The sequence below is a fragment of the Enterocloster sp. OA13 genome (assembly GCF_022440595.1).
Classification (GTDB): domain Bacteria; phylum Bacillota; class Clostridia; order Lachnospirales; family Lachnospiraceae; genus Enterocloster; species Enterocloster hominis.
The window spans coordinates 326,486-339,109 of record NZ_JAKNTF010000001.1 but is presented as its reverse complement, the minus strand read 5'-3'; the positions used below and the strand labels follow the sequence as shown (position 1 = coordinate 339,109).

Annotated in this window: 10 protein-coding genes; all 10 read right to left on the bottom strand. The window is 44.8% G+C overall.

What is annotated here, in order from left to right; all coding sequences use genetic code 11:
* Nucleotides 1-180 (bottom strand): hypothetical protein, encoded by a 180-nt coding sequence (locus MCJ35_RS01565; protein ID WP_004613323.1) that lies wholly within the window; start codon nt 178-180, stop codon nt 1-3.
* 330 nt (nt 181-510) lie between these two features.
* The gene (locus MCJ35_RS01560; RefSeq protein WP_002596255.1) at nt 511-1,542 is read right to left on the bottom strand and encodes an AAA family ATPase; all 1,032 of its coding nucleotides are present in this window, start codon (nt 1,540-1,542) and stop codon (nt 511-513) included.
* Nucleotides 1,543-1,697: 155 nt separating this feature from the next.
* Nucleotides 1,698-2,171 (bottom strand): RNA polymerase sigma factor, encoded by a 474-nt coding sequence (locus MCJ35_RS01555; RefSeq protein ID WP_002596254.1) that lies wholly within the window; start codon nt 2,169-2,171, stop codon nt 1,698-1,700.
* 76 nt (nt 2,172-2,247) lie between these two features.
* Complete coding sequence (locus MCJ35_RS01550) at nt 2,248-2,679, bottom strand: RNA polymerase sigma factor (RefSeq protein WP_002596253.1); 432 nt, start codon at nt 2,677-2,679, stop codon at nt 2,248-2,250.
* Between the two features lie 95 nt (nt 2,680-2,774).
* Nucleotides 2,775-3,284 carry a sigma-70 family RNA polymerase sigma factor gene (locus MCJ35_RS01545; RefSeq protein ID WP_002596252.1) on the bottom strand — a complete coding sequence of 170 codons (510 nt, stop codon included), beginning with the start codon at nt 3,282-3,284 and terminating at the stop codon, nt 2,775-2,777.
* 490 nt (nt 3,285-3,774) lie between these two features.
* The gene (locus tag MCJ35_RS01540) at nt 3,775-3,945 is read right to left on the bottom strand and encodes a cysteine-rich KTR domain-containing protein (protein WP_224783670.1); all 171 of its coding nucleotides are present in this window, start codon (nt 3,943-3,945) and stop codon (nt 3,775-3,777) included.
* A gap of 54 nt (nt 3,946-3,999) precedes the next feature.
* A complete protein-coding gene (gene tet(O) / locus MCJ35_RS01535) occupies nt 4,000-5,919 on the bottom strand; it encodes a tetracycline resistance ribosomal protection protein Tet(O) (RefSeq protein WP_002596250.1) in 1,920 nt (639 codons plus the stop codon).
* A 366-nt stretch (nt 5,920-6,285) separates the two neighbouring features.
* Nucleotides 6,286-6,660 carry a TnpV protein gene (locus MCJ35_RS01530; RefSeq protein WP_001129922.1) on the bottom strand — a complete coding sequence of 125 codons (375 nt, stop codon included), beginning with the start codon at nt 6,658-6,660 and terminating at the stop codon, nt 6,286-6,288.
* Nucleotides 6,641-10,198, bottom strand: coding sequence for a DEAD/DEAH box helicase family protein (locus MCJ35_RS32495; RefSeq protein WP_412107877.1), 3,558 nt, complete (start codon nt 10,196-10,198; stop codon nt 6,641-6,643). The genes MCJ35_RS01530 and MCJ35_RS32495 overlap by 20 nt, the downstream gene beginning before the upstream one ends.
* 1,763 nt (nt 10,199-11,961) lie before the next feature.
* Nucleotides 11,962-12,285: a TnpV protein gene (locus MCJ35_RS31765; protein ID WP_353626790.1), complete on the bottom strand. Its 324-nt coding sequence runs from the start codon at nt 12,283-12,285 to the stop codon at nt 11,962-11,964.
* Nucleotides 12,286-12,624 lie beyond the last annotated feature (339 nt).

Below are 12,624 nucleotides of genomic sequence, written 5' to 3'. Positions count from 1 at the left end.
TCATCTTCCTTTCTTCGGCGGGTAAACTGCCCTTTGGGTGACAGCGGTGACGGCGGTGACAGCAGTTTTGGGATACCCCCTACCGACTGCCTCAACTGTCACCCTTATTCCCTGCATGACGGTCATGTCGATGATGACGGTGTTTTTGGAATACCCCCTCGCAAGAGCCGTCACCGTCATGCTGCCATTCTTTTATCCGAAGCGTGGAGCGTAGGATAAGCAGGGCGTAAGACCTGCCATAAGGGAGTCCAGAGGGAACGTCTGGCACACGACTTTGCAGGGCAAAGTGTAGTGTGTTACACCCTGTAAACGCAGTCGGAAAAATCGGAAGGATTTTTCTGACCGCAGGGGTGGTTTTACACGCCGAAAAGGGCGGGTAAATCCTACGCCTGCACTTTGCGTTTACGGGGTGTTCTCCCGCAGGGATGACAGCGGCAGGGTATCCTAAAATCACTGTCACCGCCGTCACCGCTGTCACCCGCAGGGCAGAGTCGCCAGCTTTACACGGCTTTAAGCGTCAATGACAGTAACAGGGGGTATCCCAATATCGCTGTCACCACCGTCACCGCTGTCACCCGCCCGCTTTGCAAGCGAAATCTGCCTGCCGTGTTTTTTGCGGCTGTACTGATAAACGATATGGTTCTCATTTAAAAATGTGGTGCGGTATTCATTGAGCCATTTCGTAATCACCGTGGGTATGGTTTCCGTTTCCCTCATAGCGGCTAACAGCTCCGTTGCCGTGCCTGCCCATTCTTCCTTATCCCTCATAAAATCCACCAACCGAAAAAGGACGTCTGGTATCGTTTCTTTCGCAAGCTGCTCCTGCGTTTTTCTCTCCACAAGTTCCCAACTGCAATCACGGAAACGCAGCGTGTATTCCTGATAGGGCGTGTCCCTGCCCGTCACATACAGCTTGGCGGTGTCGGATGCCCGTTTCTCCTTTTCCAGAACAAAGGTAGCGTCCGCACTCCCCGTTAAGCCTGTCGTCCCAGACACCTTGTTGAACACATCGCTGTCATTCTGCTTTCGGATGTGGTGTACGACAATGACCGCCAATGAATGCCTGTCGGCAAAGTCTTTGATTAGTGAGATGTCCCCATAGTCGCTTGCGTAGGCATTGTCTTTTGAAGCTGTACGGACTTTCTGCAAAGTGTCAATGACAATAAGCCTGCTGTTTGGGTAATCTTTCAGATAATCTTCAAGCTGCACGATAAGACCGTCTGACAGCTTGCAGCTTGCCACGGCAAAGTGAAGCCGCCTGCTCGCTTCGTTCGTCAATCGGAACAGCCTGTCCTGTATACGGCAGAACGTGTCCTCAAGGCAGAGGTAAAGCACGTCGCCCTCCATTGTCGGCATATCCCACAAGGGAAGTCCCTGCGACACGCATAAACATAGCTTCAGCATGAGCCAGCTCTTTCCTATCTTCTGTGAGCCGCAGAACAGCGACAAGCCTGTGGGGATAAGGCTGTCCACCACAAAGGACGGCTTCTCAAGCGGTTCATAAAGGAGCGTTTCGGCGTTGACTGTCTGTAACTTCTGCATGGCTTTCCTCCTTTCGGGCGGTGTTTTTGTTTTCGTTGCACATAGGCGTTGACCTCCTTAAAAATAGATTTACTCCCACGAAGAAAAAGTGAGAGTATGTAATGCCGCCAATCCCACACAAATAAAAAACAGATTTCTTTTTCGGGCGGTGTCGGTCACGGTTGGAGATACTTCCTCATTTCCGCCTTTACTTTCTCCTTTGCAATCGCAACAGATTTCTGTATTGCCGAAGCGGTGCAATGCTCCATAGCGGCGATTTGGTAAAAATTGAACTCATACTCGTAGTAGAGCAGGAAACGCCGCCTTTGTATCTCTGGCAGTCCGTCAACCGCCTTACAGAGCAGTTCTGCCCGTTCTGCCTCAATCATTTGTTCCTCTATGCTCTTAGGCAGCTTCAACGCCCGCCTGTTCAGCGTTTCGTCCCATACTTCCGAAAACTCCCTGTGCCGCTCGTCCCATTGGAGGAGATTCCTGTTCCTGCGTTCCATCTGCCGAAACTCCATAAAGAACTGTTCCGACACTTCCAACTCGTGGGATTTGCCCTGCCCGTCCTTAAAGCTGATAAAATACCTTGTGCCGCTTTCCGTGGATTCCTCCCGAAGCGTGTACGCCTTAACTCTGTATGCCATCCCGCTTGCCTCCTGCAAAAAATAAGTGAGGGGATTTCCATCCCTCACCCAGTAGCCCGCAGGACGGCAGGCTGTTTTAGACGCTATAAAATTTTCGTAGCTTCTTCCGCAGATGGTCTAACCTCGCATAGATGGCACCAGTCGTCAAATGCACGAGCGGGGCAATCTCCTTTGTGGAATACCCCTGCATTTTCAGCAGGACGATTTTCAAGGTACGCCCGTCCACCGCGACTAATACTTGATAGAGATTTTCGCTCTCAATCTCGTCCAGTAACTCCGCAACCGTACCCACTTCCGTCTGCCGCTCCCTGTCTGCCATGTCCTCAAGGTATTCCGCAATGTCATTCGTCCATCGGTAAAACCGCCTGTTGGAATTGAAGTCTGCCCTGTCCGCAATGCGTATCTGCTCAATGGTCGCTTCATCAACGCCGCACTCACGCAGCAGCTTTTCCTCCGCTTCTTTCCAGATACGCCATTTCCTGTCCTCCCGTCCGTGGTTATATGCCATGCTTCTTTTCCTCCAATCAGAATTGATTGAGAGGGCAGAGAAAAACCCCCTCATTTTCCCAAAGGAAAAAACAAGGGGGCTGAACGCCTTAAATTTTAATTTTCTATTATCTTTCTTAGTTTTCTTAGGATTCTGGCTTTGCGTTTGTTCACAACGCTCTGGGTTATGCCGAACCTCGCCCCGACTTCACGCTCAGAAAGTCCGTCAAAAAAGATTGCCTGTATCAATTCCTGTTCACTATCCGACAGCAAAGGCAGGGCGGCTTTCAGCCTGTCCACCATAACCGCATTGACAACGGTTTCCGCAATGTCTGCCGCTTCATCAGCGATAAAGTCTAAAGGCTTCCCCTCGCTGTCCGTAAATCCATCCAGAGAAAGCAGGCTGTTCTTCGTATCTAATTTTTTCAGATAACGCCACCGTTCCTTATCTCGGTAGAAGTCCGTGTATTGCTCCCTCACGACTTCAAGCAGACAGCCTTGAATGGGGATAAACAGCTTGTCCATATAGGTCTGGTCGGATTCCCTGCGGCGGCAGAAATCCGTATAGGACAGTTCCACATATCTGCCGCTTTCCTTGATATATACCTTTCTCGGTGCGTATTTCACTGTAAGTACCTCCCATCTGAATTTTTGAAATGTTCAAAATCCAGATGGAGAGGTGGCGAACGACACCTAACACCACTAATAGCCCTATGGCACTTTCCAACAAAAATCGACAAAAGAAAAACCGCAAAGGCTCTATGACCTTTACGGTTATGGGAAATATTAATTCTGTTGTATGGAGATTGTACTTCTACATTCAAGGCAGGAAGTGCCGTTGCATAGGCAGAAATTTTTTTAACTGGTTTCCTGCCGTTCTCTGATATGCTATGTATTGATAAATTTTGCTTCGTATGAGCAGATAGATAACTGCCCGAAAAAAGGACATAAAAAAATCCCTCCAAATTTAAAAACAAATTCAGAGGGTAATTTAGGGTATAACAAAATAACCCACCCGAATATCGTTTTTTTTATTTGGTGAGTTTGTTCTTTCAAATACGAAACAAAAAGAGCCGATGATTCGTGAATTGTTCCACAATTTCATCGGCTCTGCGTCTTAAGCGTCTGGCTCTTTGATGACAGTTATCTTCAAGTTGTCAACTTTAATCAATCTTTCTTGTCTGCATTTTGGACAATAAAGGGGATAATTCTCCAAAACAGTGTCCTTCCTAATTTTATTACGGGTTTTGTTCCCACAAACAGGACACAATATCCATTCGCATTTCATCATAATTAGTCTCTAATCCTTTCAAATCTCATTTTATATGACTTTTGCAAGCTGTTAAGCTAACTTGTGGAACATATGCCGAACCTTATCTATACGGCTATTCGGGCGGCGGGGTTGGCAAATAAATTTACCAATAGCTGGCTGGTATCCTTTTAACTCTGTCAAGCAGACTCCCTGCCCATTTGTGAAATAAGTTAAATCGTTCCTGTATTCTTGAATACATCTAGCAGGGATTTCTCCTTTCAGAATGACCTCGTCATTCTTTATCTGAGTACTTACAATATCTGCACAATACCTTGGAGCATCATGATACGCCCGTGAGAGATATTCCTGCGGTGCATAAATTTCAAAGTGGAGATATGGCTCTAATAGTTCTGTCCCTGCTTTTTTTAAAGCCTGCTCCAATACGATAGGGGAAAGCAGCCGAAAGTCTGCGGGGGTACTTACAGGACTATAATACAATCCATATTCAAAACAGATTTTACAGTCTGTCACTTTCCATCCATACAGCCCCTGCTCGCAGCCATAAAGAACCCCCTCCATAACCGCATTTTGGAACGATTGATTTAAATATCCAAGTGAAACTCTGCTTTCATACTGCACTCCGCTTCCAATAGGGAGCGGCTCTATGGACAACCCGACAGAAGCCCAGAAAGGATTTGGCGGGACTTCTATGTGGATGGTATATTCTGCTTTTCTAAGCGGTCTTTCCATATATATAACAGTAGGCTCTTTTATTTCTGCCTCCACATGATATTTTTCCTCAAGGATGGCACAAATGACTTCCATCTGCACTTTCCCCAAAAAAGAAAGTATAATCTCATGCGTTGTAGTATCCACATAATATTTTAAAAGAGGGTCGCCATCTGAAATTTCTGTAAGTGCCCCAAGCAATATTTCCCGCTGTTCAGATTTCTTTACTGCAATCGTTGTTTGGAGCATAGGGAGAGGATTTTCAATAAATTTTCTCTGCGGCAACAGTATTCCGTTCCCCAAAATACTGTTTAGCTGCAAAACATCATTTGGTAAAATTACAATATCACCAGAGCAGGCTGTATCGGATGAATATAATTCACCGTTTGTCGGAACACACATCTCTGTGATTTTTATTTTCTCTTTTTCAGATATTCTAATAACATCCCTCAAATGCAATGTTCCGCTATATATACGCACATAAACAAAACGCCGCCTTTTCTCTGAATATTCAATCTTAAAAACCTGCCCGCATAGTTCAGATTGACCTTCAGGCGTTGATGAATAAAATTTACTGGCAATCACTTCTATAAGCTGCCGAATCCCCAGATTGTTTTTAGCGCTTCCGTGATAAACGGGAAATAACGTTCCGTTTTGGAATCTCCTGTTTTCTTCCTGTTCCAGTTCTGACATTTTAAACGGTTTCCCTGACATATATTTCTCTAATAGTTCATCGTTTCCCATAATTACCGCATCCCACTGTTCCATATCGTCATTGTCCGTTACATTTATATGGGGATGCTGCCCAACCTTTTGCTTCACTATAATTTCCGAAGAAAGCTTTGCTTTCATTTCTCGATATACCATTGGCAAATCAATCCCCTCTTGGTCAATTTTATTGATGAAAAAAATTGTCGGAATCTTCATTGTCTGTAGTGCATGAAACAGTATACGGGTCTGTGCCTGTATGCCATCCTTTGCAGAAACTAATAATACTGCTCCGTCTAATACGGATAAAGAACGGTATACTTCCGCCAAAAAATCCATATGGCCTGGCGTATCTATAATGTTGACTTTTACATCCTCCCACTGAAAAGATGTCACTGCTGTCTGGATAGTGATTCCCCTTTGACGCTCCAAATTCATTGTATCTGTCCTTGTTGTGCCTTCATCTACGCTCCCTAGTTCTGCAATTGCACCACTGGTATACAATAAACTTTCCGTTAATGTTGTCTTTCCTGCGTCAACGTGAGCCAGAATGCCTAAGTTAATTATTTTCATGTGATTTTCCTCCTATCAACACCCAAAAAAGGGCATAAAAATACCCAGTGATAAATACTCCTATCACTGGGTAAATAACTCCAATAGCCCCAAAACACTTATATGTTTTCGGGCATATAAAATTACATGATAAAAGTATTCTTAAACTGGGTACAAAAAACTAAGCCCCATATTAAAAGTGAAACGAGACTGCTACTTTTTGTTCCCACTATCAAATTGACAGTTTATTTAAGAATACCTTGCCGCATATTTATTAACTCCTTGTATAATACTGAATCTAATTATATTCCTTAACCCTTTATTTGTCAAGCTGACAAACTAAAGCAGAAAAAGCGGCAGGATTTCCCCCTGCCACTAATCATCTGTTTATGCAAAAATAATTTCCTTTTCCACAATCTCCCTCGCACAAGCCCTTATGTTATTGAGGCATCCTGTCCATTCTAAGGCGTTTTCTGCCTTTAGCTGTTCCGTTATGCCCTGTGCCTGTTTCATACCCTCTATGAGCCTTTCAAAGCGTTCCTGTGCCTGTCTGTTGATGTCGGCAAGGTAGGCGTTTAGCCTGCCGCTTGTAAGAAGATTGGTGTATGTAACTTTACGGTACTGTTTTAGATAATCTAAATGCCGTTGCCCCCAGATGCCTATTGCCTGTTCTTCTTCGGCGGGTACAGTTAAGCACGGTATCAAATAATCCCCTTGCCTTTCGTATTTGCCGCCCAGTTCCTCAAATAATGATTTTGCCATTGTCTGTTACCTCCACATTCTTTTTTATTTTGAATGTCCGCAAAATCCGTCCTACATCCGAAGGTTTCCACGGGCAATCAATGTGATGAGCCGCGACAAGGCGTTTTTGGATATTGGTTCCTGTTCCCATCATGGACGTGCTTCCCAGGAGGATTCGTTTCCTGCCGCTCCTCATGTCTGCAAATAATTCCTCTTTCTGCTTATCACTATGGGCATCATGAATAAATGCAATTTCATCTTCTGGTATTCCTTTCCTGATCAGCTCCTGTTTCAGAAAGTCATATACATTAAATTTCTTGTTTCCTGTGGGCGTGCCAATATCGCAAAAGACAGCTTGTGTCCCCTTAAACTCCTGGGAACCAATGTATTCCTGATAAATATTCTCTGCCGCCTGAAAGAGTTTGCCGTCACCATCTACTTCCGCATCTGGGTCAATCAGCCGGGGATCGGTGCCGAGCAACCTTGCTTCGTTGGTGATCTTGAGCATGTTATCGACCGTTGGATCTACATTCCCTGCTCGTATTGCTTCCGCGCGTTTAGCCAGTTCCTGCATCATGTACTCAACACTCTCAGACGCCACGCTCTCCACAATTTTGTATTTCCCACCTTTTAACTTAGGTACATTCAGGTTCAGCATTGAAGGCAATTGGATATCAGCCACCTCCCGGAACATATTCATAAGCTCCGGCAGATTACAGAATTTATTGAACCGGCTCCGCATTCGGTATCCGCCCTCTGGTGACATTTCAAGCGAAGTGGTAACTTCGCCAAAATTGGCCGCCCAACTGTCAAAATGGTCAATCCCCTTCTCATGTAGTTTCTGTGACTGCAGATACAACTGCATGACATACATTTCACACATGGTATTGGAGATAGGCGTCCCGGTTGCAAGGATAACATTTCTTCCTCCGGTCAGTTCCTGGATATACTGGATCTTTTGGAACATATCCATAGCCCGCTGGGAACCATTGGTGGAAATACCTGCCACATTACGGATTTTTGAAAAGATAGACAGGTTTTTAAACACATGCGCTTCATCTACAAACAATGCATCTATCCCTAACTGTTCAAAATCCAGAACATCATCCTTTTTTGCATCATTTCTCAGACTTAAAATTTGGGATTCCAGATTTTTCCGTTGACGCTCCATATCTTTTATCCCCCATTTAGCCCCCTGCTCCTCCTTCATCTCCGCAATGGCCCCCGAAATTCGTTCCACCTGATTTTCAAGAATTTTCGCACGCCTTTCCGCAGACAGGGGAATCCTCTCAAATTGAGAGTGTCCCAAAATCACGGCATCATAATTATTTGCAGCAATCCTACATGTCAGCTTTCTTCTATTTTCACTTTTAAAATCTTCTTTCGATGTCACAAGTAGATTGGCACTGGGATATAAGTGCAGGAATTCTGCCGCCATCTGCCCCACAAGATGATTCGGTACGACAATCATTGCTTTATGCATCAGCTTCAGCCGTTTCAACTCCATACAGATAGCCGCAATTTCATAGGTTTTTCCAGCCCCAACCGCATGGGCCAGCAAAGTGCTTCCATGCAGTGCCCGGTCTACAACATTCCGTTGATGGTCCCGCATATTTATTTCCGGATTCATACCGGGGAACGATAAATAAGAACCGTCATAAACCCGCAGACGGTTATCATTGAAGTTCTGATTGTAAAAATCCACATATTTTTTTCTACGCTGCGGATCTTTCCATATCCACTCCTTAAAAGCATCTTTTATGAGGGTTGCCTTTTCCCTTGCCAGAGTTGTTTCTTTCTGATTTACTACATACCGTTCACTGTCCCCAACTTCAATCTTATCTTTGACGGTAATTACATTCTGGTTCAGTAACGCCTCTATGATGGAATATGCATCAATCCTTTTTGTTCCATATGTCTGGCTTGCCGCCACAGAAGAATAGTCGCTGGATTTATTAGTAACCTTGTAAGACATAGTATATCGGTTTAACTGTACCTTGATTGCATAAGTCCCGTCTCTGTACTGATCCGGCGTATTCAGCGTCTCATAGATAAATGCCTCATAATCTTCCTGATCAATCCAAGAGGTTCCCAACTTTACGCCGATTTCCGTTGCCGTCAAATCTTCCGGCTGCACCGCTTTCAGGGCTTCTACATTTGCCAAATAGACGGGATTATCTTTTGCATACACTTCTGCAGCCTTTAGTTTATTCCGAACCGGACCGCTCAAATACTCACTTGCCGTTTCCCATCCCTGATTAGGATTCCCATCAGCCGCTTTGACTGGGTTTAAGAATACCTGCCCTTTTAATTCCTGCAGGAGCCGTTCCCGTTCTACCGGATAGACACTCAGCATATAGGGGATATGTACCTTCCCATATTCCGCCAGGCTGACTTTCAACGCGTCCATGGCTGTATCCACCTTCTTAACTATGGAAACTGGCGCAATAGTCTGTTTATAAAAGATATCCGCCTTCTTTATATTCTTGTTTTCATCTTCCGTTTCCAGGCTGCATAACAGATAGTAGTCATTGTCCTCCCGGAATGCTAACTTGTTGGCACGGCTGGACAGATATCCATACTTCTTTACATAAGGATCATAAATCTTATTTAGCTTTTCCTGTGCCTCAACAAGTTGATCTGTACTGCACCCATGTGTCTGAATATCAATCAGGTATCTGACCGACTGCCGGATAGCATGCATTCCAAGGATACGATTCCGTTGCGTCTCGTTTCCCGACCATCTCACCATGATATCATTATCCCGGTAATAGATTTCTCCCTCTATGACTGTATATGTGTTATTTGCCACATCTAAGAGGGCCGGCATGGTATTGGGAAGTTCTTCCTTGCTGTTTACATCAGGGAGCAGCGTTTTTTCCTCTACCGGACAATAATCGGCTGATAGAAAAGAAATAGCATGATTCAAATCTTCTTCAAGATTAAAATTTTCCTCATCTTCTACGATCAGTTCTGTATAATTAGAGTTTTGACCATAGGTATGCCTGTCAAAAGCCATCTTTCCCAGCATCATTTCCGGATGGTTCATATAATACTCATTGACCGGCACCCCATCATCGGTATAGGTGATGTTCATCCATTCCTCTGATTTATTTGTGGACAGTACACTTCCCTTCTTTTGAAGGAAGATAATGTCAGATGTCACTTCTGCTCCCGCGTCCTTTTTGAAGGCAATCCCTGGCAGACGTACCGCGCCGATAAAGTCTGCACGCTCCGCCAAGTATTTTCGTATCGTGGAATTGGCTTTATCCATGGTGAATTTTGTTGTGACAACCGCAATGATTCCTCCAGGGCGAAGCAGGTCCATGGATTTTGCCAAAAAATAATCGTGAATACGGAAACCATACTTTTTATATTCAGGATCAAAAATTTTGTACGCGCCGAAAGGAACATTTCCCACGATGACATCAAAGCTGTCCTTTTCAAACTTTGTCTTTTCAAATCCTTTGACTTCAATTGCGGCATGAGGGTGAAGCTGTTTTGCAATCCTTCCACTGATACTGTCCAATTCCACTCCATAAAGACGGGAATCCCGCATATCTTCCGGCAGGACACTATAAAAGTTCCCGACGCCCATACTGGGTTCCAAGATGGAACCATTTGTGAACCCAAACTGCTCCAATGCTTTATAGATTGACTTAGCGACAACGGGCGGCGTGTAAAATGCGGAATTAATACTTCCCCTGGCCTGCTCATATTCTTCCTCTGTCAACAGCGTCTGCAGTTCCTGATACTCGTTTGTCCAGTTTGGACTCTTAGGATTGAATACATTAGCAAGACCTCCCCATCCTATGTATTTGGCGAGGATATCCTGTTCCTCTGGTGTAGCCGGGCGGGAGGACTGTTCCAGTTCCTTTAACAGACGGATTGCTGCGACATTACTCTTATACTTTGTCTTGTCACCGGAAGGGAATTCCCATCCATCAGGGTAAAAAAAATCCGAAACCTGAATGACGTTTTGGTTTCGGTTACTCATTTCCTTATATAATAGGAAGGTTTCTTCCGGACATAGGGCAAATTCTTCTTTGCGTGCCGCTTCATATTCCCCCGGTGGCAGGTACTCTCCCACATCAATGGCTGCCTGGATTGCACGCGATACTTCCTGCATGGTAAAAGCCCCATGTCCTTCATTTTCTCCATTCACAAGGCGGAATTCAACGACTCCACTTTCACCATACGTGTAATGGATCAATCCCCAGCTTGTATTTAGCGCAGACTTTCCATAGTCCTGCTTAGACTGAACTTTCAAAATTTTTGAAAGAAATTCCTGTTTTTCCTTTTCCCCTGCCTGTTCAAAGAACCTTTGAATCAATGGTTTGGAGGGAATCAATGCCATGGAATGAAGGGCATATGCATTTGCAGCCTCTTCAAATACTGCCTTTAACCGTTCACTTCTTCCATCAGCCTGGGTCTCCTGTATTTCTTCTCCTGTATCCTCTGTTCTTTTGTCATCTTTCTCAATTACGGTATCCGCACTTAAATATGGTATTGTTACTGCCGGTGTCTCGCCGGCCTGTTCTAATAACCCCTGGTATTGGGACGCCAGATTTTGAAACCAGGGAATTCTTTTAATTTCCTCTACAGAGAAATCCTGGCTGGATTCAGGATATTGATCTAATTCGATTATCCGGGCCAGAATGTCCCGGATCACACGCCACGGATAGGTCTGCACCTTATTACCGTCAAAAGAACAAGAAATCTCTCCAGCATGGAAGGTCAGTGTTGAGGTAAATATCCAATCCACATCTGAACCAAGCAGGGAAAGGAAACTCTGCCGTATAAATTCGGTTTCCTGCTGGGGCAGTAAGTTTATGGTCATTACATCATAAATCATGTCAAATACTATCCTGCCATCTGCCGTTTCCAGGAAATTTTCTACTGTTTCGGCCAATGATTCCGGTATTTCCACGTCCTTTTTTATTGGCTGATAGTATTCCCCGCTTTCGATTAATAATAGGATTTCTTCTGCCACTATCTTAAATGGAAGATACCCACTTAGATACTGCCTCTGCTCATGCCAGTATAACTGGATTCCCGTATTATCTGTCTCATATTCAAATTCAAGTCCCTCACCAGTAATAATGGTGTCTCCACCTTCGTAAATCTGATAAAGAAATTCAACACGCTCCTCTATCCCTTCATTTAACTCAAAGAAATCATAGATCTTTTTCTTTAGGATAGGTTCCAGTGCGCCTGCTAATACCACTTCTCTGCATAATTCATCTGTCACTTCTACAGGCACTGGTTCAACAGAAAAAGAAGGAACCGCAACAGCAGTTCCTTCCTCTATATCAGTATCTATTACCTCGGCTTGCAGATTACTTCCTGCATCACGGTTTCCTGAGCTATCATCGCTGCTTCGTTTCGAAGTCTGGTCATCTCCATCGTATCCGCCGGATTGATGTTCCTCTCCACCGCTTTTATCCTCACGTAGTCCTCCACGATCTGGTCGTGCAGCTCCCACGCTTCCGCCTCTATCTGTTTCAGCAGCTCCGGCAGTTTGCCCGTCCGCAGCAACAGGCTGTACCGGCTTTCCTCCTTCTCCAGCAGGTATTCCTGTGCCAGCTTCGCGTATCTGCCCAGCGTCTCCAGCCCTTCCGCCTGTTGGCTCCCTGTCTCCAGCATCGGGTACAGCAGCCCGTCCTTTTCTTTCCTGTAATTCAGTTCTACCATCTTGATTTCTCCTTTCATCTTCCCGGATCTCTTTCGCAATCTCTGCAAATCTCCGCAACGTCCTCTCTGCAATATCCGATATGAGGATACCTATTTTGGATAGTATCACCTCTTCCTGGTAGTTTGTTATTGCAGACAGTCCTGTATCAAAAGTATCAATCCCGCATCGCCTTAATACCAAGTATGCGGTGCTCTGCAGGATGAATTCTTCAACTGGTGACATTTGTTTATCGTCCAATTCATCCTTGCTGGTAAGAACTGCTATTTCATGAATCCTGTCGTTTTCCTCTT

Coding starts and splice junctions, on each gene's coding strand:
- MCJ35_RS01555 (WP_002596254.1), bottom strand. CDS start 2,171: ATGGCATACAGAGTTAAGGCGTACACGCTTCGGGAGGAATCCACGGAA.
- MCJ35_RS01540 (WP_224783670.1), bottom strand. CDS start 3,945: ATGAAATGCGAATGGATATTGTGTCCTGTTTGTGGGAACAAAACCCGT.
- MCJ35_RS01530 (WP_001129922.1), bottom strand. CDS start 6,660: ATGGCAAAATCATTATTTGAGGAACTGGGCGGCAAATACGAAAGGCAA.
- MCJ35_RS01550 (WP_002596253.1), bottom strand. CDS start 2,679: ATGGCATATAACCACGGACGGGAGGACAGGAAATGGCGTATCTGGAAA.
- MCJ35_RS32495 (WP_412107877.1), bottom strand. CDS start 10,198: ATGCGGGATTCCCGTCTTTATGGAGTGGAATTGGACAGTATCAGTGGA.
- MCJ35_RS01565 (WP_004613323.1), bottom strand. CDS start 180: ATGACGGTGACGGCTCTTGCGAGGGGGTATTCCAAAAACACCGTCATC.
- MCJ35_RS31765 (WP_353626790.1), bottom strand. CDS start 12,285: ATGCTGGAGACAGGGAGCCAACAGGCGGAAGGGCTGGAGACGCTGGGC.
- MCJ35_RS01560 (WP_002596255.1), bottom strand. CDS start 1,542: ATGCAGAAGTTACAGACAGTCAACGCCGAAACGCTCCTTTATGAACCG.